At 65.3% G+C, this 26,246-nt stretch carries 22 protein-coding genes; 15 read left to right on the top strand and 7 right to left on the bottom strand.

Translation table 11 applies throughout. The features are described from left to right. Positions 1–74: 74 nt before the first annotated feature. Positions 75–1,670, bottom strand: a complete 1,596-nt coding sequence (locus ACPDIT_RS00415) for a glycosyl hydrolase (RefSeq protein WP_423440559.1) — start codon at positions 1,668–1,670, stop codon at positions 75–77. A 785-nt stretch (positions 1,671–2,455) separates the two neighbouring features. On the opposite strand from ACPDIT_RS00415, the gene ACPDIT_RS00410 reads away from it, so the two are divergent. The 6 genes from ACPDIT_RS00410 to ACPDIT_RS00385 all read left to right on the top strand — a co-directional run bounded on the left by ACPDIT_RS00410 (position 2,456) and on the right by ACPDIT_RS00385 (position 11,709). Beyond that, positions 2,456–3,283, top strand: coding sequence for a protein kinase domain-containing protein (locus tag ACPDIT_RS00410; RefSeq protein WP_423440558.1), 828 nt, complete (start codon positions 2,456–2,458; stop codon positions 3,281–3,283). A 173-nt stretch (positions 3,284–3,456) separates the two neighbouring features. Then, on the top strand, positions 3,457–4,113 hold the full coding sequence (locus ACPDIT_RS00405; protein ID WP_423440556.1) for a peptidylprolyl isomerase: 657 nt from the start codon (positions 3,457–3,459) through the stop codon (positions 4,111–4,113). A gap of 85 nt (positions 4,114–4,198) precedes the next feature. Then, a complete protein-coding gene (locus ACPDIT_RS00400; RefSeq protein WP_423440554.1) occupies positions 4,199–4,714 on the top strand; it encodes a peptidylprolyl isomerase in 516 nt (171 codons plus the stop codon). Further along, the gene (locus ACPDIT_RS00395) at positions 4,711–4,926 is read left to right on the top strand and encodes a hypothetical protein (protein ID WP_423440553.1); all 216 of its coding nucleotides are present in this window, start codon (positions 4,711–4,713) and stop codon (positions 4,924–4,926) included. Before ACPDIT_RS00400 ends, ACPDIT_RS00395 begins: the two co-directional genes overlap by 4 nt. A 46-nt stretch (positions 4,927–4,972) precedes the next feature. Continuing rightward, a complete protein-coding gene (locus tag ACPDIT_RS00390) occupies positions 4,973–5,551 on the top strand; it encodes an NUDIX hydrolase (RefSeq protein ID WP_423440551.1) in 579 nt (192 codons plus the stop codon). A gap of 173 nt (positions 5,552–5,724) precedes the next feature. After that, positions 5,725–11,709, top strand: a complete 5,985-nt coding sequence (locus ACPDIT_RS00385; protein ID WP_423440550.1) for a PAS domain S-box protein — start codon at positions 5,725–5,727, stop codon at positions 11,707–11,709. A 547-nt stretch (positions 11,710–12,256) separates the two neighbouring features. Here ACPDIT_RS00385 and ACPDIT_RS00380 read toward each other — a convergent pair. From ACPDIT_RS00380 to ACPDIT_RS00360, 5 genes are all read right to left on the bottom strand, one after another. Next, complete coding sequence (locus ACPDIT_RS00380; protein WP_423440549.1) at positions 12,257–12,550, bottom strand: hypothetical protein; 294 nt, start codon at positions 12,548–12,550, stop codon at positions 12,257–12,259. Further along, positions 12,529–12,918, bottom strand: coding sequence for a phage holin family protein (locus ACPDIT_RS00375; protein ID WP_423440547.1), 390 nt, complete (start codon positions 12,916–12,918; stop codon positions 12,529–12,531). Before ACPDIT_RS00375 ends, ACPDIT_RS00380 begins: the two co-directional genes overlap by 22 nt. An 8-nt stretch (positions 12,919–12,926) precedes the next feature. Further along, positions 12,927–13,262 carry a DUF883 family protein gene (locus ACPDIT_RS00370; protein ID WP_423440545.1) on the bottom strand — a complete coding sequence of 112 codons (336 nt, stop codon included), beginning with the start codon at positions 13,260–13,262 and terminating at the stop codon, positions 12,927–12,929. 228 nt (positions 13,263–13,490) lie between these two features. Continuing rightward, positions 13,491–13,946, bottom strand: a complete 456-nt coding sequence (locus ACPDIT_RS00365) for an acyl-CoA thioesterase (protein WP_423440543.1) — start codon at positions 13,944–13,946, stop codon at positions 13,491–13,493. A gap of 172 nt (positions 13,947–14,118) precedes the next feature. Then, complete coding sequence (locus ACPDIT_RS00360) at positions 14,119–14,457, bottom strand: P-II family nitrogen regulator (protein ID WP_423440541.1); 339 nt, start codon at positions 14,455–14,457, stop codon at positions 14,119–14,121. 195 nt (positions 14,458–14,652) lie between these two features. Here ACPDIT_RS00360 and ACPDIT_RS00355 point away from each other — a divergent pair, with 195 nt between their 5' ends. The 6 genes from ACPDIT_RS00355 to ACPDIT_RS00330 all read left to right on the top strand — a co-directional run bounded on the left by ACPDIT_RS00355 (position 14,653) and on the right by ACPDIT_RS00330 (position 19,691). Further along, the gene (locus tag ACPDIT_RS00355) at positions 14,653–15,054 is read left to right on the top strand and encodes a VOC family protein (protein WP_423440539.1); all 402 of its coding nucleotides are present in this window, start codon (positions 14,653–14,655) and stop codon (positions 15,052–15,054) included. A gap of 63 nt (positions 15,055–15,117) precedes the next feature. Further along, on the top strand, positions 15,118–16,002 hold the full coding sequence (gene folP, locus ACPDIT_RS00350) for a dihydropteroate synthase (RefSeq protein WP_423440537.1): 885 nt from the start codon (positions 15,118–15,120) through the stop codon (positions 16,000–16,002). 4 nt (positions 16,003–16,006) lie between these two features. Then, positions 16,007–16,876, top strand: a complete 870-nt coding sequence (gene cdaA / locus ACPDIT_RS00345) for a diadenylate cyclase CdaA (RefSeq protein ID WP_423440536.1) — start codon at positions 16,007–16,009, stop codon at positions 16,874–16,876. Beyond that, on the top strand, positions 16,876–17,292 hold the full coding sequence (locus ACPDIT_RS00340) for a hypothetical protein (RefSeq protein WP_423440534.1): 417 nt from the start codon (positions 16,876–16,878) through the stop codon (positions 17,290–17,292). The genes cdaA and ACPDIT_RS00340 overlap by 1 nt, the downstream gene beginning before the upstream one ends. A 41-nt stretch (positions 17,293–17,333) precedes the next feature. Then, positions 17,334–18,716: a phosphoglucosamine mutase gene (glmM, locus tag ACPDIT_RS00335; protein ID WP_423440532.1), complete on the top strand. Its 1,383-nt coding sequence runs from the start codon at positions 17,334–17,336 to the stop codon at positions 18,714–18,716. A 42-nt stretch (positions 18,717–18,758) separates the two neighbouring features. Further along, entirely contained in the window at positions 18,759–19,691 is a 933-nt protein-coding gene (locus tag ACPDIT_RS00330) for an L-lactate dehydrogenase (protein ID WP_423440530.1), read from the top strand. A gap of 65 nt (positions 19,692–19,756) precedes the next feature. Here the strand turns inward: ACPDIT_RS00330 and tgt are convergent, their stop codons facing one another. Next, positions 19,757–20,902, bottom strand: coding sequence for a tRNA guanosine(34) transglycosylase Tgt (gene tgt, locus ACPDIT_RS00325; RefSeq protein WP_423440528.1), 1,146 nt, complete (start codon positions 20,900–20,902; stop codon positions 19,757–19,759). 515 nt (positions 20,903–21,417) lie between these two features. Here tgt and ACPDIT_RS00320 point away from each other — a divergent pair. The 3 genes from ACPDIT_RS00320 to ACPDIT_RS00310 all read left to right on the top strand — a co-directional run bounded on the left by ACPDIT_RS00320 (position 21,418) and on the right by ACPDIT_RS00310 (position 25,989). Further along, on the top strand, positions 21,418–22,641 hold the full coding sequence (locus ACPDIT_RS00320; protein WP_423440527.1) for a glycosyl transferase: 1,224 nt from the start codon (positions 21,418–21,420) through the stop codon (positions 22,639–22,641). Positions 22,642–23,924: 1,283 nt separating this feature from the next. Further along, entirely contained in the window at positions 23,925–25,028 is a 1,104-nt protein-coding gene (locus tag ACPDIT_RS00315; RefSeq protein ID WP_423440525.1) for a PA0069 family radical SAM protein, read from the top strand. A 223-nt stretch (positions 25,029–25,251) separates the two neighbouring features. Then, positions 25,252–25,989 (top strand): type II secretion system protein, encoded by a 738-nt coding sequence (locus ACPDIT_RS00310; RefSeq protein WP_423440523.1) that lies wholly within the window; start codon positions 25,252–25,254, stop codon positions 25,987–25,989. Positions 25,990–26,246: the final 257 nt, after the last annotated feature.

Here is a 26,246-nt window from a genome sequence, read left to right as displayed (position 1 = left end):
TCTACGTCCGCCGACCATCCGCGGGACATGGGTGCGGGGCGCTGTTCAGCTGCCCGGATGCCGGGGGCGGTGCTTCAGGAGGACGGCGTATTGCCGCCACCGTTCGTGGATTCCACCGGTCCCGGCCCAATGCACAGAACGCGCACGTGGCGGTCCAACTCGAGGCCGAGTCGCTGGACATTTCGATACCGGGCCGCGGGCAGATCGCTGCGCATGGGGTCATAGACGGTGACCCCGGGCCACGCGCGGCCGAAGCGAACCTGGATTTCGTCCGACCCGTGAACCCGTTCGTTCCACAGAATGAGGATCCATGTGCCGTCCCGCCTTCGCAGCAACAGGTCGTGCAGGGTGTCGGGTTGGGGTTCGAGAACATACGCCAGAGGAGCGACATGACCCCGGATGGGGGCACCGGGCTTGTCGGCCAGCAGCCTCGTCAACCGATGCAGGTAGACGGCAGCGGGTCGTGGACGATGGTCGGGTCGGTAAAAACCAAACTGTTGATTGCCGGCTTCGTCGGTTCGGTCCCGCAGCAAATACACGGCGGTGTGCGTCCAGCCGCGCTTGAACTGGGCCAGGTACATCGTCAGCAGATGCCATCCGTGGATCTCTTCGCTGACCTCGCCGCTAACGGCGACGCCGGTCTCGGTGGTCACGCGCGGGAGGGTCTGCAGCTCCGCCTCTGGGTAGCCGGCGAACCCCTTCCGCCAGGTGCGGCCGAAGTTCTTGTACAAGCCGTCCACCTTGCAGGCGGAGGTCGGATCGGCGGCGTTCCAGGTCTTGTTGTCCTCCAGGCGGGGCGCGGCCGGGTGATAAATGTAGTTGTGGACGTTGGCGCAGTCCGCATACCGCGTGCCGGGTGGCATCAACGTCCCGGCTCCGGGCGGGATGGTCAGGAATTGCAGGCCCGCGTTGTCCGTTTGCGCACCGGGCTCCGAAACCGTCCAGACGGGGTACGCCCGCAGCACCGGATCGGCCTTGACGGCCTGGAACAGGTCGCGTTGCAACCATGCCACCGGCAACCAGGAATTTGTGCCGCCTCCGGTCTGCCCGCGGTAGGTGATCGGCCAGTTGTTCGGTTCGTTGTTGCCTTCGATCGCCAGGAGGGCGCCGGCCGCGGCCAGGCGGCGGGCCCCGCGCAGTAGACGTTCCAGATCCGTTCCCCCGCTGAGCAAACCGTAGCTGAATTTCACTCCCGTTCGGCGGTGCAGTTCGAGCAGGTCCTCCAGGGGCACGTCGCTCTCGTAGCCCGAGCGAATCCACCGGATGCCCAAAAAGCGGACCGCCTCCGCGGTTCGATCCAGGCGTTCCCCGCGGCGGGACACGGCCGAATTGACCCCCAAAGAGCTCAGAAACGCGGCCGCTTCGGCCCCCGGAGGCGTCGCAGGATCGACTCCCGCCACCGGAGCCGCACTGCATTCCAGCAGTCCGCCGACGTACAGGAGGCTGGCCCATCGCCAGCAACGTCGGCTGCTGCGTCCGTGCAGCCCGCGAGGACGGGACAGCGCAGAAGTGGGCTCGGGCGCTGCGTCACGCTGTTCGGCCGGGCGATCGGTATGGGATGCCGCAGGTTCCTCGTTCCGTGGAATCGAAAAGAGACGCCGTCGCATGGGAATTGGCAGGCGGCTTTGAAACGGGTTTTTGCCCCTCAGCAGGCACGAGAGCAGGTTCATTTCACCGCAAAAATGCAGGCCCGGCGCATCGGCGCTTTGATCCGGTTGCCGTCGTAAACGGGAGAGTCGCCTCGTAGGTGCCCGGGGCGGCGAACGGCCCTGCGGGCAAACCGCCCATGGAGCCGGTGCGCGCGTCGGGGCGGAGCCGGATCGTCGCCTCCGGTTCATCGAAGCTTTTCCAGGCCTGGCAGCCGGACCCCACGATCGGGGGCTCGAGCGCTTTCTTTCGAATCCAATGGTCCATGCGCCGCAAGCACCGATCGGCGAAACGGCCGATCCGGGCAAGTCCAATTACTCCCATTCGCTGCTGTGCATCTCGCCTGAACAGGCCTCCTGATTTGAAGTTCGCGTGCATCCGGGTGCGAGTCGGCACGCCCGGCCCTCGACGGGGAACAGCCTTCTCCGGCCCGGCAGGCCTGGCGAATTCGTCATGGTCCGCCCGCAGGTCGGCGCCGCGCATCAGGTGGGGAACGTGCCGGAATTCCTCGGAACGCGCCGGTGCATTGGACGCGAGGCCACGGGGTCAACGCCCGGGGCCGTAGCGATCTCTACCAGTGCAGGGGCGGGACTGCGGGCAGAAGGGCTCGGTCTGCATGAACGGCTTGCGGGGGATGAGTCCGCTGCTAGATTGCGTGTGCTCCAAAGGATCCGTTTCATGGCTCCTTTGCGGGTCAGACTGTGTCGAACGAAAACACTATGCTTCGGGCCGGATGTACCGCGGGCGGGCGCACCAGTGCCCGGCCAACCCGTGCCGCTCCGACTCGGGTGCAACGGGCTTCCTTCTTATGAGCGGTCAGGTTCCCGGTTCCGGCCGGCCCCGGATTGCCGATCATGAGGTTCTGCGGCATCTGGCGCGCGGCACGTACGGCAGCGTCTGGCTGGTGCAGAGCGTGCTGGGTCGGTGCCGGGCCGCCAAGGTTGTGGAACGCCGCGCGTTTGCCTCCTCCAGACAGTACGAGCGGGAATGGACCGGGGTTCGCCACTTCGAGCCGATTTCGCGAACCCATCCCGGCTTTGTACACATCCTTCAGGTCGGGCGCTGTCCCGATGACACCTGGTTTTACTATGTGATGGAGCTGGCCGACGACCTGCGCCGAATGCCCGTGGAGGACTGTTCAGAGTACGTACCCCGGACGCTGCGCGCGGAGTTGGATCGCAGAAGACGGTTGCCCGTGCTGGAATGTGTCCTTGTGGCCAGGACGCTGCTGCTGGCTCTGCAGGTCTTGCATCACCGCGGCCTGGTTCATCGAGACATGAAGCCCGCGAACATCATTTACGTGGACGGCGTGCCGAAGCTGGCCGACATCGGGACGGTGGCCACGCAGCAACACGGGGGCACCTCGGTGGGCAGCGTGGGATACCATCCTCCGGAGGGCAGCGGCCGGCCGGCGGGTGACATTTTCAGCATGGGCCGGATCCTCTACGAGATGTTCAGCGGCGTGGCCGTGCAAGAACTGGCCGACAATCTGCCCGATCTGACGCCCCGCCTGAAGAACGACGTTGAGCGCCGGTTTTATCAGATCATTCAGCGCTCGTGCAGCTTCGATCCCCGCCAGCGGCCGGCCTCGGCTGGGGCCCTGGAACAGGAGCTGGCCGCCCTGTGCGAAGTATGAGCGGGAGCGTGACAGCTCGCTTGCGCGCCACCACGGCCACGGCGCCGGACTGCTTTGCTCGGAGTGGAGGCAGCCGCGGCTCCGGGCGGCGAGAGCTCGCAGGAGCTCCGGAGCCAGCACCCACAAATCCGGGCGTGACAGAATCCGTCGGCAAGGCGAAGATTGTTCATCCTATGAAGCATCGAGGTCTGTTTTGGACTGGCTTGACCTGTCTGTTTGCCGGCGTTTGGTTGCACGTCAGTGCCCAGCCCAGCCCGGGCGGCTCGAACGGGCCCGCGAACCCCGGGACCAACGCGGTTCCCGGCACTGCCCCTCGACCCGGCGCCGCAACCAACGAGGTGGCGGTGATCCAGACCTCCGAGGGCACCATGGTCCTCGAATTCTGGCCGGACGTCGCCCCCGGTCACGTGGAGAACTTCAAGAAACTGGCGCGCCAGGGTTTTTACGACGGCACCTGCTTCCACCGCGTCATCAAAGGCTTCATGATCCAGGGAGGAGATCCACTGACCAGGGACGAATCTCAAAAGGCACGATGGGGTACGGGCGGCCCCGGGTACACCATCAAGGCGGAATTCAATTCGCGCAAACACGTTCGCGGGGTCCTTTCGATGGCCCGCACCAGTGACCCAAACTCAGCCGGCAGTCAGTTCTTCATTTGCCATGCGGATGCGCCTCATCTGGACGGCCAGTACACAGCCTTTGGCAGGCTCATTCGGGGCGAAGAGGTTCTGGACCGGATTGCCAACACTCCGACGGATGCGCGCAACCGGCCCTTGAAGCGAGTCCATGTGGAAAGCATTCGGATCGTGCCGGCGGACCAGGCGCCGTGAGCGATCCTGCCCTCCGGGGCACGGGTTCCGAATCGATGCTCCCCAACGAACACCAGGTTAACACCGTCCAAACAGGGCTCCTACCATGAGCGACGAAGTGGCAGTGATTCAAACCAGCGAAGGCACCATGGTGCTGGAATTGTGGCCGGAGGTGGCCCCGCGCCACGTCGAGAACTTCAAGCAGTTGGCCCGTCAGGGGTTTTACGATGGCACTTGTTTCCATCGTGTGATCGCGGGCTTCATGATCCAGGGCGGAGATCCCCTCACGAAAGACGAATCTCAAAAGGCACGCTGGGGTACGGGCGGGCCCGCCCACCGCGTCCCGGCAGAATTCAATGACCGTCCTCACCTGCGGGGGGTGCTTTCCATGGCTCGGGCCCGGGATCCCCACTCCGCCGGAAGCCAGTTTTTTATCTGTCATGCCGATGCGCGTTTTCTGGACCGGCAATACACCGCGTTCGGCAGGTTGATCCAGGGTGAGGATGTGTTGGACCGGATCGCCAACACGCCCACCGACGCCCGCGACTGTCCCCTGCGCCGGATCCATGTGGAGAGCATTCGCATCGTGCCCTCCTCCGGTCCAGAGGGGATGCGTGCATGAACACGGGCCCCACGGAGGTTGAGCTGCAATTCCTGGCCCGCCTGTTGGAAGGGTGGGGCTGCCCGCCGCAGCGTTCGCTCGAAATGGCGCGACAACTGGATCGCCGCGCCGACCAGCTCGCCCGGCAGACGGGCCGGTCAAAACCGGACGCGATGGCTCACCTGCTGCGCCTGTTTCAGCAGGCTGCGTCCGCGCGGCAATCACCATCGTAACAGCGCGCCCGATCTTCGGACCAACCTTCAATCGGCAGATGCGCCAATGATCCAACCCTGGGCGACCCTCGAGACCGTGCCATTGGGCGATTTCAAGGTCTTTCGCCTCCGGAAAGACCTGAAACGCTCGCCCCGGACGGGCCGAACCCACGAGTTCTACATTCTGGACTCGGTGGACTGGGTGAATGTCGTGGCGATGACGCCGGATCGTCAGGTCGTCCTGGTGGAGCAGTACCGACACGGCAGCGGCACGGTCGAGCTGGAGATCCCGGGTGGCATCATGGATCCTTCCGACGCGTCCCCGATCGACACGGCAGTGCGCGAATTGCGCGAGGAAACCGGCTACACGGGTGTGCGCCCCCGCGTCATCGGCATGGTCTTGCCGAATCCCGCCATCCTGAGCAATCGCACCTACACGGTATTGGTGGAAGAATGCCGTCCGACCCACCCGGTGCAATTCGACCAGGGGGAGGACCTTGTCACGCGGCTGGTTCCCGTGGAGGACCTGCCCGGGCTGGTGGCCCGGGGCAGGATCCGTCACTGCATCGTCGTGGCAGCCCTCTACCAGTTCGAGCTGTGGCTGCGCGGTGGCAAAGAGTCGGTTCCCGCGGCGGGTTCGACCTGATCCTGCCCCCTCCGCATCCAGCCATTCCAGCGATTCTGACAGGTAGCTGCTGAGGACCTCGAGGTTCCGGACCCGGGGCAGGAGGTACTCGGCCTTCCCCGAAGTCGCCGGGTTCCCGCTTGTCAGCAGGAATCCGTCGATGGCAGGCTGCGGCGAAGCGCAGTTCGCTGCCTATGAAACCGCACGCATTGGTCCTACGGGGGTTGTTTGGATTGGCGGCCCTGGTCCTGGTGGCGGGTGCCGTCTGGCTTCAGCGGGAGCAAACCGCGATGCTGCGGCACCGGGCCGAGCAGACCCTCTTGAGCATCGCGGACCTCAAGGTGCGGCAATTGTCCGCGTGGCGCGCGGAACGCTTGGCGGATGGAGACTTGTACCGGGAAACCCCCTCCCTTGCGGTGGCGTTCACGCAGTGGCTGGCCGAGCCCCGTGCGGAGCGGGCGGCGGTATTGCAGAATCGGCTGGAGCGTCGTCGTCGGGTCGAAGGTTACGCGCAGGCGTTTTTCACCGATGTTCACGCCCAGGTGCGATTGACAGTGGGGCCCAACCTGCCGTCGCTGCCGTTGGAGCTGCTGCTTACCCTCACGAATGTCCTGCGCACGGGTGAAACGGCGTTGACGGAGCTTTTCCGTTGGGGGGCCGATCCGTTGCCGAATCTGGCGGTGGTGGCGCCGCTGGTGACGGGAGAGGTGGCCGACGCAGCCGTGGTCGGCGCGGTGGTGTTGGTGACGCGCGCGTCGGATTATGTTTATCCGCTGCTCCTGGCCTGGCCGCTGCCCTCGCAAACCGCCGAGACGTTGCTGGTGCGCCGGCGGGGCGAAGATGTTCTGTTTCTCAACGACCCCAGGGATTGGCCGGGTTCGGCGCTGCAACGGTGGCTTCCCGTGAGCGAAGGAGAGTTGGTGGAGGTCCAGGCAGTCCAGGGTGCCCGTGGATTAATCGAGGGCCGGGATTATCGAGGGGAAGCGGTGGTGGCCGCCGCGGCCCAAGTACCGGGCTCTTCATGGGTGCTGGTGGCCAAAATGGACGCTCGAGAGGCGTACGGCGCCGCCCGGCGTCGGGCCGTGGCGATCTGGTTGGGTACAGGTGCGCTGCTCGGACTGCTGGGGCTGGTGGCATGGAATCTCTGGCAGAGAGTCCATGCCCAACAACTGCGCCAACTGCTCGAAGCCGAGCGAGAACGCCGGCGTTTGGAGGAGCGCCATCAAGTGACCCTGGCCAGCATCGGCGACGCGGTGATTGTCGCCGATGCGGAGGGTCGCGTGGAGTTCCTCAACCCGGTGGCCGAAGGTCTGACCGGATGGCCGCTGGCCGAGGCGCGCGGGAAACCGCTCAGCAAGGTTTTTCACATCGTCAATGAAGAAACCCGTCAGGTGGTGGAAAGCCCCGTGTCCCGCGTGTTGCGCGAGGGTCGGGTGGTGGGTCTGGCGAATCATACCTTGTTGATTGCCCGGGATGGGCGCGAGTACCCGATTGCCGACAGCGGCGCGCCGATCCGCGACGAGGAGGGCCGCATCACCGGGGTGGTCCTTGTGTTCCGGGATCAGACCGAGGAGCGAAAGGCACAGCGGCTTTTGGCCGAAGCGCTGGCCCTCAACGAGGCGATTGTGGCCACGCTGCGGCATCCCCTGTTGGTGCTGGACCAGGGCCTGCGGATCGTCTCGGCCAACCGGGCGTTTTACCAGTCGTTCCGCTCCCGGCCGGAAACCGTGGTGGGGCAATCCCTGTATGCGCTCTGGGGCGGTGCATTGGAGCAGCCGCAACTGCGCCAGTTGCTCGAGCAGATCCTGCCGGAAGACACGCGGCTGGACGATTTCGAATTGAAGGTCTCGCTGCCGGAACTCGGCCCGCGAATCCTTCGATTGAATGCCCGGCGCCTGTACGGCGAGGCCCGTGCCTCCCAAATGATTTTGCTGGCCCTGGAGGACGTCACGGAGGCGGTTCAGGCTCGCGAGGCTCTGGCGGAGAGCCACCGCCAAATGCGCACCCTGTTGGCGAATCTGCAGGGCATGGCCTACCGATGCGTCAACGCTCCGGACTGGCCCATGGTCCTGGTGAGTGACGGGTGTGCGGATCTCACCGGTTATCCGGCAGAGGCTTTGTTGCAAGGCCGGCCTCGCTATGGAGAATTGATCCTGCCGGAGGACCGGCAGGCCGTGTGGGACGTGGTGCAGGCGGCGCTCGCACAACAGGAACCCTTCGAACTGACGTACCGGATCCAACGTGCGGACGGACAGGTGCGTTGGGTCTGGGAACGCGGCCGGGGCGTGTACGACGACTCGGGGGCACTCAAGTTCTTGGAGGGGTTTGTGGCGGATATTACTCCCAGAAAAGAGGCCGAGGAGGCCCTTTTCCGGAGCCGGGAACGACTCCGCATTACGCTCGAGAGCATTGGTGACGCGGTCTTGACCACCGACGCCGAAGGGCGCGTGGAGTATTTGAACCCGGTGGCCGAGCAATTGACCGGGTGGAAACGAGAGGAGGCCGAGGGGAAACGACTGGGTTCCGTCTTCCGCATCATCAACGAGTTCAGCCGGCAGCCCGTGGAGAACCCGGTGGAACGTGTCCTGCGCGAAGGCCGCGTGGTCGGCCTGGCAAATCACACGTTGTTGCTGAGTCGGGACGGACGGGAGATTCCGATTGCGGACAGCGCGGCGCCGATCCGGGATGCGCAGGGGCGCCTGGCCGGCGTGGTGTTGGTGTTCCGGGATCAAACTGCCGAGCGCCAGGCGCGCCGGGCCATCGAGGAAAGTGAAGCGCGCTTCCGATCCCTGTTTCAAGGTGCCGGAGAAATGATCGTACTGCACCAGTTGGTTCGAGATGCGGACGGTCGGCCGGTGGATTATCGCATCCTCGATTGTAATCCGGCGTTCGAACGGATCATGGGGTTGCGGCGCGAGGAAGTGCGAGGCCGCCTGGCCTCGGAGGTTTATGGCACCACCCCGCCGCCCTTCCTGGAGGAGTTTTCGGCCGTGGCCCTGCACGGGCGGCCCACCCGCATGGGAGTGTACTGGCCCCCCGTGGATCGGCACTTCGAAGTCTCGGTGGCGCCCTTTGGTCCGGACGGCTTTGCGACCCTCACGACCGACGTCACCGATCGCAAGCGGGCCGAGGCGGAGCTGAGTGCAAGCGAACAGCGTTTTCGAATGCTCAGCGAGCACGCCCTGGTGGGCATCTATCTATTCGACGAGGAACGTTTCCTCTACGTGAACCCGGCTCTGGCCCGGATCTTCGGGTACGCACCCGAGGAACTGGTCGGCAAGCTGAGCCCGCTGGACCTTACGTATCCCGAAGACCGAGCCCGGGTGCAGGAAAACATCCGGCGCCGGCTGAAAGGGGAGGTGGAACAGGTCTATTACCGGTTCCGCGGTCAGAGAAAGGATGGCTCCACAATCCATCTGGAAGCACATGGGGCGCGCGTGGAGTACATGGGCAGACCGGCGATTCTCGGCACTCTGCAGGACGTTACCGAACGGCAACAATGGGAGGAAAAGCTGGCGAACGAACGCGCGCTGTTGCGAACCCTGGTGGATCACCTGCCGGTGGCGCTCTACCTGAAGGACACCGAGGGACGGAAAACGCTGGTCAACCCGGTGGATCGTTTGAACCTCGGGGTGACCACGGAGGCGGAAGCGCTCGGAAAAACCGATTTCGATTTCTTTCCGCCCGATCAAGCCGCGGCGTTTTGGGAGGACGATCAGAAGGTGTTGCGCAGTGGGGAACCGGTGCTGAATCGGGAGGAGCGCCTAACCCGGCCGGATGGCTCCGAGGTCTGGCTGTTGACTTCCAAGGTTCCGCTCCGCGATGCGCAAGGCAGGATCATTGGCCTGGCCGGGATCGGCCTGGACATCACGGAATTGAAACGGGCGCGGGATCAGTTGGCGGCCGAACGCACGCTGTTGCGCACGCTCCTCCAGACGCTGCCGCTGGCCGTCTATGCCAAGGACATCACCGGCCGCAAAACGCTCACCAATCCCGTCGATTTGCAATTCATGGGTGCGCGGTCCGAGGAGGAAGTGCTGGGCAAGAGCGACTTTGACTTTTATCCGCCCGAACAGGCAGAGGTTTTCGCGGCGGAGGACCGGCAGGTACTGGAGTCTGGCGAGCCGATTCTGGGTCGAGAAGATCGCATTGTCCTGCGCGACGGTCGGGAGGCCTGGCTGTTGACCTACAAGGTGCCGCTGCGGGATGCGCAGGGGCGTGTGATCGGCCTGGCCGGCTGTGGCTTGGACATTACCGACCGCAAACGCGCGGAGGAAGCGCTGATCCGCGAACGGACGCTCCTGCGCGCCATAGTCAACACGGTGCCCATGGTCGTGTACGCGAAGGACCTGCAGGGGCGTAAAACGCTGACCAATCCGGAAGACCTGCGCTACATGGGCGCCCGGTCGGAGGAGGAAGTGCTCGGCAAGACGGACTTCGACTTTTATCCCCCGGAACAGGCTGCGGTATTTGCCGAGGAAGATCGGCGCGTTCTGGAGACGGGCCAGCCGATTCTGAATTACGAGGAACGCGTGGTGCTGCGGGACGGCAGCATTGCGTGGAAAATCGCCTCCAAAGTGCCCCTGCGCGATCCCCAGGGCCGGATCATCGGTTTGTGCGGCTGCGGCCTCGACATCACCGAGCGCAAACGGGCCGAAGCGCGCCTGCAGGAGCAGGCGACCCTGCTCGATGCGGCCAACGACGCCATCCTGGTCTGGACGCTGGATCGGCGGATCCGCTACTGCAATGCGTCGGCGGCGCGGCTGCTGGGGCGGGATCGGGAGGCCCTCGTGGGTCTGGGTTTGGAACAAGTGCCCGAGCTGCTGTTTCCCGGCTTTTCGGAGGCCGAGGCCGCCCTGCAGCGGGAAGCCCAGTGGACCGGCGAGTTCTCCATCCCCCAGGCCACCGGCGGTGAGCGGATCGTTCTGGCGCGGTGGACTCTGCTCCGAGAGCCTCCCGACACTCCGCCCCGGGTGTTGGCGATCCTCACCGACATCACCGAGCGCAAGCAAATGCAGGCCCAACTGCTGCACGCCCAGCGCATGCAGGGCATTGGCGCCCTTGCCGGCGGCATTGCGCACGACCTGAACAACCTGCTGGCGCCGATCCTGATGGCGGCACCGCTCCTGAAAGAGACCGTGGAGGATCCGGAAAGCCGGGCGATGCTCGAGACGATGGAGCAATGCGCACAACGCGGGGCCGACATCATTCGGCAGCTGCTAACCTTCGCCCGCGGAACGCCGGGAACCCGGGTCCCCGTGCCGGTGCGGCACTTGCTACGGGACATGGAAAAAATCATCCGGGAGACGTTCCCGCGAAACATCCAGACCGAGCTGCATGCCCCGCGGGAGTTGTGGTCGGTGATGGGAGATCCCACCCAGTTGCATCAGGCGCTGATGAATCTGTGCGTGAACGCCCGGGACGCCATGCCGCAGGGCGGCATCCTGCGGCTGGCCGCGGAAAACGTCCACGTGGACGAAAGCTTTGCCTCCCTGGATCCGCGCGCCAAACCCGGGCCCTACGTGTGCCTCACGGTGAGTGACACGGGCACGGGCATCGCGCCGGAGATTCAGGACCGGATCTTCGATCCTTTCTTTACCACCAAGGAGGTGGGCAAGGGCACGGGTCTGGGACTGCCGACGGTCCTGGGCATCGTGCAGGGGCACAACGGATTCCTGCGGTTCAAGAGCCTGCCCGGGCAGGGGACGACCTTCGAGTTGTATTTTCCGGCCACCATCAGCGAATCGGCGGCTGAAGAACCGGCCGAGCCACCGCTGCCACCTCCGGCCCGGGGCGAGATGGTGCTGGTCGTGGACGACGAGGCCAGCGTGCGCGACATGCTGAAGCGCACGTTGGAGAAACATGGCTACCGCGTGTTGCTGGCGGCCGAGGGCAATGAAGCGCTTGCGTTGGTCGAGCGCTATGCCAGTGAGGTCCGCCTCGTGCTGACCGACATGCTGATGCCCGGGCTGGACGGTCCGGGGTTGGTCCAGGCCCTGCGGGCGCGGGGGGTCCGCCTGCCCATCCTGGGGATGACGGGTGTGGCTGAGCGCGTGACCATCCGGAACCTGGAGAATCTGGAATTGGAGACCTTGATGACCAAGCCTTTCCTGACTCGCGACTTGCTTTGGGCACTTCATCGCGCACTGGAGCCGGGCCCATCGGGTTCAACTGCTTGACGCACGCCGCTCGAATGCGCGGGCCCTGTAGGTGCGCCGGAGCCCGAGCGCAACGCCGTGTGTCGGAGAGTCCGCCGGTGCGGGAGGAAAGGATCCACGTGCGGACACGCCGCCGGGTCAAATAAAGTGTATGTGCCCGGCCGAAGTCGGAACCGTGACCTACGGGGCCCGCGATCGGGCAGCCGCGCCGAAGCGTTTGTCGGCTTCTGAGTTGTCGCAGGGCGGTCGGGAAACGTGTCCCGCCAGGAGGTTCCCAGAATCCAATACGCACAGATAAGGGTTGCGGGACGGCTCGGGGCAAAGGACCGGGAGGAACCCATCTGTTGGTCGAGTTTCCTGACCAAGAGCGGAGGCGAGCGAGGGGCAGCAGGAAAAGAGGGGTCGTTGCCGCGTTTAGCCTTCTGCTTTATCCAGGGATTCGCACGGGTTCAGTGGCCCAATCACTCTTTCGCACCCTGAGATCCGGGAGGCCTGTGGGAGCCCGGGCTGTCCTGTTCCGGATGGCCGACTCGAAGCCCGGAACGGCTCCGAGGCCCGAGGCAAGCGACTATTTGGCACCGAACCGGCGCCACCAGCGCCACAGGGTCCAGGCCGCGGGAGCCCACCGCAGCAGTGGTTTCCAGCGCCGGGCCAACAGCAATCCCGCTGCGGCGCTGCCCAGCGTCCACCACGCCGTCCCCGGTGCCCACTTGGGCACCGCGTCCTTCCAGCCACGGGCCAGGTCGCCCCACGAAGCCAGGCGCTGCCATTCGCTGCGCAGCACGGCCCGGTGCAGCTCCGACTCGGCGGCCAGAAGGCGCTTGAGTTGCTCTCGTTCCGTCAGTCGTTGCCGGTGAGCCATGCGCGGTCCTTCCTGAACTCGGCCACGGTTTGGTGAAAGGGGATCGGGCCCTCCCGCAGAGTGCGGAGCAAACTCCGGAGGCCCCACGCTGCCCCGGCCAGGCAAAGGAGCCCGACGCCGGCGACGCCCCAAAGGCCGGCGAGCTGATAGACCAGCCAGGTGAGCAACCCGAGCATTACCAGGCCGCCGGCCGCGCCGAGGACCGCAATCACCGCCAGGCGCACGAGCAGCCACAGGAAGCGTTCCTTTTCTTCCTGCAGCTCGATGGCAAACAGCTCGAGCCGACAGCGCGCCAGTCCCCACAGCGCTTCGGCTGCGCGGCGCAGGCCGGCCCGCCAGCCGGGTGTGGCGTCCGCTTCGGGATCCATGCGCGGGGTTACTTGCGCGCGATCAGTGCGCCGATCAACAGGCCAATACCGAAGGCCAGCGCGATGGACTCGTACGGATGCTGGCGGATGACGGTGTCAGCCTTGCGTGCGGCCTCCTTCGCGCGCGTTACCACGCCTTCTTCGAATTCGGCACACGTCGCCCTGGCCCGCTCCAGGGCGGCTGCCAGTCGTTCCCGGGCCTCGCGAGCTTTCTCTGAGACGTCACTGGCCGTGGCCTGCAACAGGGACTCCGCATCGCGGGCCAGCTGACGCAGGTCCTCCAGAACCCTTTCCTTGGCCAGGGTCGTGCGGGCGCCTTCCAAATTGGCGAAGTGGGTTTCCATGGGCTCGATCCTCCGTGTTCGTTCGGGCGTTCTGTGTTGCGTTTGCGAGCCCTGTCGAGCCGACGCTGACGGGCTCGGTTTCCACGACAATTTGCTCACCGATCCGGGCCGGTGCAACCGCTAATGCCTGCTTTGTCGAGGCAGGGACGCACTTTTCGATCTGCCGGGGCCTTTCCCGGCTGTGCGACTTGCGGTGTGGCGTTCGGGGAGGTCACGGCGACCCGGAAGTCAGGGGAGTGGGTTCTCGGGGGAGGGGGCCTGGAGCCTCGCGGCTGCTTGGTGAAGCCTGTCGAGAAACCACGCCGGGGGTCGGATGGGACGGCCCTGGCCATCGACAAAGGCATGCACGGTGTAACCCCGCACGACCGGGGTGCCCCGCGGATGGAGGGACACGTGCATGTCGAAGCGCAACCGGGCACGGCCGGGCATTTCCAGAGTGGCGTCAATGGTTAACAGGTCGTCGTAGCGGGCCCGACCGAGCAGTTGCAAGTGCGCCTCGATGACCGGCAGAAACAGCCCTGCCCCCTCGAGCTCTGCATAGGACATCCCCAAATGATGCCGGATGAATTCCGAACGGGCGCACTCGAACCAGTCCAGGGCGCGCGCGTGGTAAAAGGTGCCCATCTGGTCCGTTTCCCCGTAACGGACTCGTAACGAGTGCCGGAAGGTGAGCGGCGGGTTCATGCCGGATGGACCGACGGAAGGGCATGGCGGCCGGTCGGACGCGCAGAGGCTCCCGCAGGTCCGGGACGAGCTCCGTGAGCGGTGCCATCCGGGTGCCACGGCGGCAAGCCGGCCGCGGGCCCGCCGGGGGCGTTGCGTGGGAATTGGCTTCGCGGATTGCGGAAGTCCCGGCTCACACCGCCGCATCCCCGGTTTCCTCCGTGCGAATGCGCACGGCGGTTTCCACCGGGGTCACAAAGACCTTGCCGTCGCCAATTTTCCCGGTGCGGGCGGCCTTGACGATGGCTTCGACCGCAGAGTTGACGAGATTGTCGGGCAGGACGACTTCGATTTTGATTTTGGGCAGGAAATCCACGGTGTATTCGCTGCCGCGGTAAATCTCCGTGTGCCCTTTTTGGCGGCCGAAGCCTTTGACTTCGGTGACCGTCATGCCCTGGACGCCCAGGGCAGAAAGGGCGTCCTTTACGTCCTCCAGCTTGAACGGCTTGATGATGGCCTCGATTTTCTTCATATGCCGAAAAGTCAGGGCCTCATGCTAGTCGCGGTCGGCCCGGTGTAAACGTTATTGTCGCGGTCGCCTTGCGGCGTCTTGCGATGCTGCCCGGCCGTGGGCAGGGGGAGGTCGACGAGAGCAGGTTTTTCCCGGGAGCACTGCTGCTGGCGAAAGATGTTTGGATCCTCACGAGGGGCGCCCTATGCTGCGGGCATGGCAATCGTACGAAAGCTGTTGCATACGCGGTATCGGGTCAACGACCTGGAGCGGACCGTTCGGTTTTATCGGGAGGTGCTGGGGCTGGAAGAGGTGCGCCGGCACAAGTCGCCACGCGGTTCGGAACTGGTGTTTTTGAAGGCACCGGAAAGCGAGGAGCTCATCGAGATCTGTTGTTACCCGGCCAGCGGGCCGGTGCAGGTGCAGCCGGATCTGACCCATCTGGCCTTCGAGGTGGACAGCCTGGAGGCGTTTCGGGAACACCTGCGGAAGTTCGGCCTGGATTTTTCCGAGCCGCCGCACCTGCGGGAGGATGGGAGCGGCTTTGCCTTCATCGATGCGCCGGAGGGCTACGAAATCGAACTCATCCAGCGGGGGCGCGGAGGTTCCGGTTATTAGCGATCCCTCACCGGGAACCGTGGTGTCGTTGCCCCGGCCCGGATCTTTGCGGCGCGAGGGGAAATGAAAGAAACCTGCGGGACACCCAGCGGGGAGGCTCTCACGGCAGCGTCGATGGTCTGGCAGGCGGGGCCGCATCGTTGGACGTTCCCGTCGCGGACCCTGGTGATGGGGATTGTGAACGTGACGCCGGACTCGTTTGCCGACGGGGGCCGGTACGCGGACCCGGTCCGGGCAATCGAGCACGGGTTGGAACTGGCCGCGCAGGGGGCGGACATTCTGGACGTGGGCGGCGAGTCCACGCGACCGGGGGCGACGCCGGTTAGTGCGGAGGAAGAGCGTCGGCGTGTGGTGCCCGTGATTGCGGGGTTGGTCCGGCAGTGTCGCGTACCGGTGTCGGTGGACACCATGAAGCCGGAAGTGGCCGCGGAGGCGTTGGCCGCCGGGGCGTGCATCGTCAATGACGTCGGGGCCAACCGTTCGGATCCGACGATGTGGCGCCGGGTGGCCGAGGCCGGGGCGGGCTACGTCTGCATGCACATGCAGGGGACGCCCCAGACCATGCAGGAGCGACCGGTGTACCGGGACGTCGTGGCCGAGGTGGGGGCGTTTTTCGAGGAGCGCCTCCAACGGCTGGCCGAGGCGGGCGTGAGACCGGTGCAAGTGGTGTTGGACGTGGGCATCGGCTTCGGCAAGACGGTGGCGCATAATTTGCAATTGCTGCGGGCGTTGGCGAGTTTTAGAAGGCTGGGGCGACCTCTGCTGCTGGGCGTATCGCGAAAATCCTTTTTGGGCGCGATTACCGGGGCCCCGGTGGAGGCGCGGCTGCCGGGGTCGCTGGCTTGTGCGGCGTGGGCGGTCTGCCAGGGGGTGGCCGTGCTGCGGGTGCACGATGTGGCCGAGACGGTGCAGGCGATTCGTGTGATGGAAGCCATCTTGAGCCGTTGACGGGATGGACTGGACCTGGACATCGCTGGCTGCCTGGGGCCGGCCGTTGCTGGAGATCATCATTCTGACGGTGGTGATCTACCAGGCCCTGCGGTTTGTGCGGGGTACGCGCGGCTGGCCGGTGGTGTTGGGGTTTATCCTGAGCCTGTTGAGCCTGGGCGTGGTGGTGTACCTGCTGGATCTGCAGGTCTTGCGGTGGTTGCTGGGGACCTTCTCGGCCTTTGTGGTGGTGGCGGCTCTGGTGATCTTTCAGCCGGAACTCCGGCACATGTTGGCGCAAGTGGGCCGGCTGCCGCTGTTCGCCACGCCGCAGGAGCAGCGCGAGAGCATCGAGGTCATCGTCAAGGCGTGCGAACGGTTGTCGGAACTTCGCATCGGCGCGCTGATGGCCATCGAGCAGTCCATTCGGTTGATCGACGTGGTGGAGTCCGGCATCCTGGTGGACTGCGCGGCCACCCCGGAAATGCTGGAGTGCATTTTCTTTCCCAACAATGCCATTCATGATGGTGGGGTGTTGATCAAGGGGGACCGCATCATGCATGCAGCCTGTATTTTTCCGCTCTCGCGTCGGGACGATTTGGATCCCACGCTGGGAACCCGGCATCGGGCCGCTCTGGGCTTGAGCGAGGAAACGGATGCGGTGGTGGTGGTGGTCTCGGAGGAAACCGGGGCCGTATCGTATGCCTACGGTGGTCAATTGGTGCGCGGGGTGTCGCTGGAGCAACTGCGGGCGTTCCTGACCGAGACATTGATCCAGCCGGTGCGGGCGCGGGGGTGGATCGGGTGGCTGCGGCAGCGGCTGGAGCGACCCCGGCCCGCCCCGGCGGTGTTGAGCCGGGAGGGCTCGTTTCCGACCTCTTCGAACGGTGCGTGATGGGGGCGACGTGGTGGCAACGGGCGCGGCGGGACTGGGGCTTGAAGCTGTTCGCCCTGGCGCTGGCGGTGTTGATTTGGACCACCGTGCGCGACATGATTCATCGGTCCGGTGGCGGGAGCGCGATCGGCTTTGGGCGGACGCGGACACTGGCGGACGTACCCGTCTGGGTGCTGATCCCCGCCCGAGAAGGCCAGGGTTGCCGGGTCGAGCCGGCCACGGTGGAAGTGACCGTCCGCGGTCCGCGGGAGCTGGTCGAGGGGCTCCAGCCCGAGGAGATTCGTGTGGTGGTGCGGGTTGAACCCGGCCAGAGCGGTTTGGAGCATTTGGAGCCGGTCGAGGTTCAGGCTCCGCCGGGAGTGAACGTGGTGCGCGTACAACCCCAGCGGATTCGGGTGCTGAGCCCGCCCGATTGAGCAGGGAAAGCAGTGGGGTCGGTGAAACGAGGTGGTTTCTCATGGGAAACGGAAATCGCATTTTCGGAACGGACGGTGTGCGTGGCACCGCCAATTTGGAGCCCGTCACGGCGGAGACGGCCCTGAAACTGGGCCGGGCGGCCGCCCACGTGTTCAAGCATTTGGAGGCCCAACCGCGGGGCCGCGGCCGCCACAAGATCGTCATCGGCAAGGACACCCGGCTCTCGGGCTACATGCTGGAGAACGCCTTGTCCGCGGGCATTCTCTCCATGGGGGTGGACGTTCTGTTCATCGGGCCTTTGCCCACGCCGGGAGTGGCGTATGTGACGCGGAGTCTGCGGGCGGATGCCGGCATCGTGATCACTGCGTCGCACAACCCGTACACCGACAACGGGATCAAATTCTTTCAGGCCGACGGGTACAAGCTGGACGACGCCATCGAGGCGGAGATCGAACGGCTGGTGTTCAGCGGGGAAATCGAGAACATCCGCCCCAGTGCCGAGCATATCGGCAAGGCGGTGCGCATCGACGATGCGCTGGGCCGTTACATCGAGTTCGCCAAGGCCAGTTTCCCGCGCAACCTGACCCTGGAGGGACTGCGGATCGTGGTCGATTGCGCGCATGGAGCCGCCTACAAGTCCACCCCCTGTGTGCTGCGGGAACTGGGCGCCGAGGTCATTGTGTTCGGCAATCAGCCCGACGGCATGAACATCAACAAGGACTGCGGGTCCATGCACCCGCAGCACTTCTGCAAGCTGGTCCTGGAGTACCGGGCCGACGTGGGCATCGCGCACGACGGCGACGCGGACCGGGTTCTGATGTGCGATGAGAAGGGGCGGTTGGTGGACGGGGACGACATCATGGCGATCGCCGCGCTCGAGATGCTGGCCCAGGGAACGCTGGCCGATCGCACGCTGGTGGCCACGGTCATGAGCAACGCCGGTCTGGATCGCGCCGTGGAGGCCGCCGGAGGCCGCGTGGTGCGCACCCAGGTGGGCGACAAATACGTCATCGAGGAGATGATGCGCAACGGTTACAACCTGGGCGGCGAGCAAAGTGGCCATCTCATTTTCCGGGACCACGGCACGACCGGCGACGGCCTGGTCGCCGCACTGCAAATTCTCCGGATCATGCGCACCACGGGGAAGCCGCTCAGTGAGTTGACCCGTTGTTGGGAGCGATTCCCCCAGGTGCAGATGAACATCAAAGTGCGCGAGAAACGCCCGTTCGAAGAACTGGCGGAGGTGCCGCGGCTGAAGGCGGAGGCGGAGAAGGCCCTGCAGGCGCAGGGCGGCCGGCTGTTGCTGCGCTATTCGGGGACCGAGCCGAAGGCGCGTCTGTTGTTGGAGGGCCCGGATGCCGCCCTTTTGGAACACTGGGCTGGCCGAATCGCGGCCGCCATCCGGGCCCAAATCGGGGCCTGACCGCGCAGGTTCCTCCCCTGTTTGCGCAATCCCTCGCGCTCCATGAAAGTCGGCATCATCGGCACGGGATTTGTCGGCAGCAGTGCCGCGTACGCCATGGTCCTGCGCGGGGTTGCCAGCGAACTCGTGCTGGTGGATGCCAATGCGGAGCTGGCGCGGGCGCAGGCCGAGGACATCCTGCACGCCGTCCCTTTTGGCTCGCCGGTGCGCGTGATGGCCGGGGACTATGCGGATCTGGTGGGGGCACGGGTCGTAGTGCTGGCCTGCGGCGTCAATCAGCAGCCCGGCGAGACGCGTTTGCAGCTTCTGGAGCGCAACACCGCGGTGTTCCAACAGGTGATGTCGCGCCTGCGGCCCCACGCCGCCGGGGCGATTCTCGTGGTGGCCACCAACCCGGTGGATTTGATGACCCAGATCGTGCTGCGATTGTCCGGGCTGCCGCCGGACCGCGTGGTCGGCTCGGGAACGATTTTGGACACGGCGCGGTTCCGGGCGTTGCTGGGGGAACACCTCGGGATCGCTCCCCAGTCGGTGCATGCGTACGTGTTGGGGGAGCATGGGGATTCGGAAGTGCTGGTGTGGTCGAGTGCCCGGGCAGGGGGCGTGCCCCTGGAGACCTTTGCCCGGCAAACGGGGCGGGACCTGACGCCCGAGGTGAAAGCGCGGATTGACGACGGGGTGCGACGGGCCGCCTACCGAATCATCGCCGGCAAACGGGCCACGTACTATGGCATCGGGGCGGGATTGTCCCGCATCGTGAAGGCAATCCGGGATGACGAGCGGGTGGTTCTGACCCTGAGCGCCTTTGACGGACATTTGAGCGGGTTTGCGCCGGTTTGCTTCTCCCTGCCGCGGGTGGTGGGAGCCGAGGGCATTCGGGCGACCTTGTTGCCTCCGCTCAATCGCTCCGAGAAGGCGGCTCTGCGGCGCAGCGCCGAGATCCTGCACGAAGCGGCTCGGTCTCTGCCCCTGTAGGCGAGCGCCCGACTCCGGAGGCGGGACGGCCCAACTTGTCGTCGGGGGCGGCCTCGAGCGCCTGCTCAACGTTCCAACGCTGCTGCCGCTCGCGCGGAAAGCACCCGTCGGCTGGGCACGTATCCGGCCACGAACTCGCGGCGGAAGTCCTCGAAGGCCCCGGCACGGATGGCCGCCCGGATGTCGGCCATCAGTTTCAAGTAAAGGTGAGTGTTGTGCACACTGACCATGCGCAGGCCGAGGATTTCGTTGACGTTCAACAAATGCCGCAGGTAGGCGCGGGTGAAATGGCGGCACGCAAAACACTCGCAGCCCTCCTCGATGGGGCGAAAATCGGCCTTGTAGGCGCCCCCTTTTAACGGGAAGGCGCCCCGACGGGTGAAGGCGGTTCCATTGCGGGCCACCCGGGTGGGCAGGACACAATCGAACATGTCCACCCCGCGGGCGACCAATTCCACGATTTGCGCGGGCGTGCCGAGTCCCATCGCGTAGCGGGGCTTCTCGGGCGGCAGGAACGGCACGGTCATCTCCACGGCGCGGAACATTTCCGGCTCCGGCTCGCCCACGCTGACGCCACCGATGGCGTAGCCGTCGAAGTCCATGGCCACCAGTTCGCGGGCGCAATGTTCCCGCAGTTCGGCCGAAGTGCCCCCTTGGACGATTCCGAAGACCTGTTGACCCTCGGCGCGGGGTTGCTCGCGGCACTCCCGGGCCCAGCGAAGGGTCCGCTCCACGGCCAACCGCTGTTCCCGGGGCGGGGCGTCGTAGGCCGGGCATTCATCGAAGACCATGGCAATGTCCGAGCCCAAAACCCGCTGGATGGCCATCGCCTCTTTCGGCCCCAGAAACAGCCGGGCCCCGTCCACGTGGGACCGGAACTCCACTCCGTGGGCATGGACCTTGCGAATTTTGGCCAGGCTGAAGACCTGATAGCCCCCGCTGTCAGTGAGGATCGGCTTGGACCAGTTCATGAACCGGTGGAGTCCGCCGGCCGCTTCCAGAATGTCCAGACCGGGTCGGATGTAGAGGTGGTACGTGTTGCCCAGGATGATTTGCGTGCCCATTTCCTCCAGTTCGCGAGGGTCGAGGGCTTTGACCGTGGCCTGCGTTCCGACCGGCATGAACACCGGCGTTTCCACGACTCCGTGCGCGGTGGTGAGTCGGCCCAGCCGCGCCGCGGTGCGGTTGTCGGTTTTGAGCAGCTCGAACATGCGGCGGGCGTTCTACTCAACGTCGGTCGATTCGCCAAGACCCGGTTTGCCGGAGCAGAGGGAGCCGGTCCGGAAAGACACGCGGTCGGCCGGCTGGGACGGATTCAATGCGAATTCACTTCGGGCTCCGGCAACATTTCGCGCGCGGGGTTGTGCCGTGCTTGTCGAGGCATCGGGGGAGGCTCGACTTGCGGGGCTGCGGTGCCACCCCCTCTGTTGTTCGCCGAAGACAGCGAGGCCCCTCGCAAAGTCCGGCTCCAAAATTCGCCTTTTCCGGCATGTTGGCTTGACCGGGTCGTTCTCCGGAGGGCAGCATGACGCAGTCTGCCGCGTGGTCGTGGGGATGAGTTGCGTGCCCGGGATCGGAATCCGGGCGGGGGCACCGCAACCGTTTCGTGGGCGCGGCGGCCAGGGTTGGGCCAACCCGGGCGTGCAAGGGGGGGAGTGCGTCGGGGCAGAGCCCTGCTGGGGTGGGATTCGGGGGCACGTCGCGAAAGCGCAAGATTGGCGATCGAATGGCCGACTTTTTCCAAACCGGAGCGATTGCCACGTTGCACCGGCTGGGTGTGCCGGACATCCGGCGCCTGGAACGGGAGCTCATGGTGTACGTGCAGGAGACTCCCATCGGACTGGTCCTGCCCTGTCACGTCCGCGAGTTGGGGACCAGGGCACTCCGGCTGATCGTTCGAGAGCTGAAGGAGGTCCCTTACCTGCGGCAGATCATCGTGGGGTTGGACGGGGCCACCCGAAACCGGGATTTCCAGCGCGCACGCCGGTTTTTCGCCCAACTTCCGCAGAAACCGGTGATCGTTTGGAACGACGGCCCCCGGCTCAGCGCCCTCTACCGAAAGCTGGAAGAAAACGATCTTTATCCCGGCCCTTCGGGCAAGGGCCGAAATGTCTGGATGTGCTTTGGCTACGTTCTGGCCAGCGAGCAGGTACGCATGGTGGCCCTGCACGACTGTGACATTCTCACCTACAACCGCGAACTACTGGCCCGGCTGTGTTATCCCGTGGCCCATCCCAGCCTGGGCTTTGACTTCTGCAAGGGCTACTACGCCCGCGTGACGGATCGACTCAACGGCCGGGTAATGCGCCTGCTGGTGACGCCGCTGTTGCGCGCCCTCAAGAGCATCCTGGGCCCGCACCCGTACCTGGTGTACATGGACACGTTCCGGTATCCCCTGGCCGGCGAGGTGTCCCTGGACGTGGACCTCGTGCGGCGGGTCCGAATCCCGCACGACTGGGCCCTGGAGATCGGCATGCTGGCCGAGGTGTACCGAAACTGCTCGCCCCGGGCCATCTGCCAGTCCGAGTTGTGCGAGAATTACGACCACAAACACCGGGAGTTGTCGCCACGGGACCCCGACAAGGGGCTCAATCGCATGGCGGTGGACATTGTGAAATCGTTGCTGCACCGCATGGCGGCCGAAGGGATCAAGCTCGACAGCGGTTTATTCGACACCATGCTCAGTGCCTACAGCCGTCAGGCAGAGGACACCCTTCGGTTTTACGCAGCCGATGCTGCCATCAACGGCCTGGTGTATCCGCGGCATGAGGAGGAGAGCGCCGTGACCACGTTCGTCCGCAGCATCCGCGTGGCGTGTCGGGCCTACCAGGAAGACCCGCTTTCCTCGCCGCTGATTCCGAACTGGAACCGGGTCGAAAGCGCGCTGCCCAGCTTTCTGGAAGAGCTGCGCGAGGCGGTGCACGCAGACAACGAGTTGTCCGAGACCTGAGGCCAGGTGCAAAACCGCCCACCGGGCCCGGCCCCGGGGCGAAGGGGCGGGACGAAGCAGGGGGCTGCGCCGGGGGGCGCTACGGCTTGAGGCCCGGGGTGCTGTCGCCGGCATCCGCGTGCCGACCTGCAGGTACTGGAACGCTTGTTCACGAAAAGGAAGATCTCGGCGTGCAGCCGCGGGTCGGCTGCCCCACGCAACTGGTTTGTTTAAACGACCCGGCCGTCCACGTGGATCCGAGACCGCCTCCCGTAAGCACGCTCCCGAGGGCACGTTGGAACCCGCCCGCCAGACGGGTACGACGCGCGGGCCGCCGGACGGGCGAGGGGCACCGCAGCACCAGTTGCGGACGGCGGCAGTGGTGACCAACAAGACCCGAGCAGCGGGAGCCGTTCTGCGTTTTCTCCTCCCAGGGACCGCGCGCGCCGGGCGCCTGATGCCGCCGTGGTGAGTTCGACAGGCTGTCTTCCCTTTTCGAAAAAACGGCCGTCCCAATCAGAGGCTTGCGCAGGACCCTCTTGAGAAACGGGCCATTGTGAGCATGGTGGTTGGTCCGCTGCCTTCCGGCGGCGTCTACTGCGGATCGGTAGCCGCCGACGGCAGTCGGCGGATTTCAAACAGGTAGCCACCGACGGCAGTCGGTGGACCATCCTTTCCCCTGCGTGCTCAGGGCGATTTGGGGACCTTTCCTCTGGTTCCTCGGCGGGCTCCCAACCATAGCCTGTGACAGGAATCGGCGGCCCCCCTCTCATGATCCGCCGCCTTCCGGCGGCGGCTACTGCGAATCGGTAGCCACCGACGTGAGCCGGCGGCTCAACTCCTCGTTCGCTGCATCGCCGCGGCACTCCCGTCCGGACCGGGGATCGGCGAATCGCGAACGGCCGGTGGCATGGTAGCCGGAAACGATCGCCAACCCAGGTGGTAACCGACTCGGCGAGGGCGTGTGATGCAAGACGGGCCCGAGGTGCTTTGCCAAGGGCAGATCCGCGACGCTCCCATCAATTCCATCCCACTTGTTCCCGGCATCTGTGCTCGAGTTCACACGTTACCACCGGATCTCGATTGGCCTCCGGCCTCAGCCGCAAATCGGGGGGGCAGGTGGCAGCATCGTCGCAGTGTCACGTCCTTTTTTCGCTGTCGTGCCCGGGCCCGTGGAGCATGCGCGTCCCCGGGGATCGCTCGGGGGCCTGCGGGACCGGAGGCTGGATGAACCCTCCGCTGCGCCACGGCAGGTGCGTGGTAGACTGGCAAGTATGCGGCTCCGGAGTAGATTTGGCCCACCGATGAGCGTTTTGCCGCCCAATGCGTCCGGGGGGCCGCGGGGACGTGGGACAGCTTTCAACCCACCCAACCGGTTCGAGCCCTGGCATTACGAGCCGGATCCGGATTTGCCGCCGGAGGACCAACCTCTGCCACGAACGCGGTTTCTCCATGCGGCGTCGGTACGGGTGCTCAGTTTCAACGACAGTCCCGACCTCGGTTTTTCGGTCAGCTTGAATCCCTATCGGGGCTGCGAGCACGGATGCGCCTATTGCTACGCCCGGCCCACGCACGAGTACCTGGGGTTTTCCAGCGGACTGGACTTTGAAAGCATCATTCTGGTCAAGCTCGACGCACCGGAGAGGCTTCGGGAGGAGCTCAGCTCGCCCCGGTGGGAGCCGCAGCCCATTGCCCTGAGCGGGGTCACGGACTGTTACCAGCCCATCGAGCGTCGCCTGCAGTTGACCCGGCGGTGCCTGGCGGTCCTGGCGGAGTTCCGCAATCCGGTGTGCGTGGTCACGAAGAATTACCTCGTCACCCGGGACGCCGACCTGCTGGTCGAGTTGGCCCGGGATGGGGCCGCGACCGTGTGCCTTTCGATTACGACCCTGGATGCTGAGCTGGCACGGCGATTGGAGCCCCGGGCGTCTCTGCCGGACCACCGCTTGGCGGCGATCCGCTTCCTGGCGGCGGCCGGCGTTCCGGTGGGCGTGCTGGTGGCTCCAGTGATTCCCGGGCTCACCGACCATGAGATGTTCCGGATTCTCGAGGCGGCGGCCCGCGCGGGAGCCCGTTTCGCCTGCTATTCCGTTTTGCGGTTGCCCCACGCGGTGGAGCAATTGTTCCTGGACTGGCTGGACCGAACCGTGCCGTTGCGGAAGGAGAAGATTCTCAACCGCTTGCGTCAGATTCGGGAGGGCCGGCTCACTGATGGAAGGTTCGGTACCCGTTTAACGGGCACGGGGCCGGAGGCCGAACGGCTGGCCCGGATGTTCGACGTGGCGTGTCGGCGGGCGGGTTTGATGGCGCCTTTCCCGGAGCTGTCCGCGGCGGCGTTTCGGGTGCCGAGCCCGCCGGGTGGGGCGGTCCAACCGGAGCTGCCGTTGGGGACCGAACACCACGGGTGAGGAGGTCGACCCGGAGTCCGCCTGCGTTTCGTCATGGAAGGAGAGGGATGGCGCCATGCGTGCTTCCATGTGCGCGATTTTCACGCAAGCTGCGTGTCGGGCACGCCCTTCGGCGCGAGTTTCCCCCGATGCGGCGTTTGAAAATTGGGGCTTTACAGCGCGCGCGGCAGTTGGCACCGTTCTTGCCCGCAAGTTCAGACGAACAGAACAAACCGAACGAACCATGAAACAGACACGTCGCTTCAAACTCACAGCCTTCACGCTCATCGAGCTGCTGGTCGTGATCGCCATCATTGCGATTCTGGCCGGCATGCTGCTGCCAGCCCTGGCCAAGGCCAAAGCCAAAGCCCAGCGGATCAACTGCGTCAACAACCTCAAACAGGTGGGCCTGGCCTTCCGCATATGGGCCAGTGACAACGGAGACCGGTATCCCATGCGCGTGCCGAACACCGAAGGCGGTACCGCTGGGAACCTGAACAACAACGCTCTCATTTACACACACTACGCGGTGCTCTCCAACGAATTGAGCACGCCCAAGGTGGTCGTGTGCCCGGCCGACGAACGAAACGCCCGGACCAATTTCATCACCACCGGGGCCGGCGCTGATTTTCTCAACAACCAGGCCGTCTCCTACTTCCTCGGCCAGGACGCCGACGAGACCATGCCCTCCATGTTCTTGTCCGGTGACCGAAACATTTATGGTCCCCAGACAACTGCGACTGCCAACGGTGGCTACGGCAATTCGCCCACCACTGTGGCGGGTGCAAAAGTGGCGCTGACCACGAACGCCGCCACGCTGAACAACGTGGGCTGGACCGACAAGATGCACCAACGGCAGGGGAATGTCTGCCTGGCCGATGGCAGCGTCCAGCAGTGGAGCACGGCCAAACTGCGCGAAGCCGCTCGCCAAACGGGCGACACTTCCGCCAACCCCGCACCGAACACACTGCTGTTCCCATAAGCCGGATCGGTTGAGTTTTGCCGAAGTCCGCCTGTGGAAGCAGGCGGCCTTTTTTGTCGCGCGGACATGCCCCAAAGCATCTCGCGCGCCGGGCCGAGTCGGACCCAGCGGGCAAAACCCCGTCGATGGAGTGCGCGCTACTTCTGCCCTTCGTACTGGAGCGTCTCCCACCGCCGCATCGCTAGTCCGGGCTCTTTTTGGCGGGAGACCTTGTCGGAGAAACCGAGAACCGAATTGCCTCGTACCTGCCTGCCCGG

Source organism: Limisphaera sp. VF-2, from assembly GCF_049537125.1.
In the GTDB taxonomy this organism is placed as follows: domain Bacteria; phylum Verrucomicrobiota; class Verrucomicrobiia; order Limisphaerales; family Limisphaeraceae; genus Limisphaera.
The sequence above is the reverse complement of the archived record's forward strand: the minus strand, read 5'-3'. Positions and strand labels throughout refer to the sequence as shown.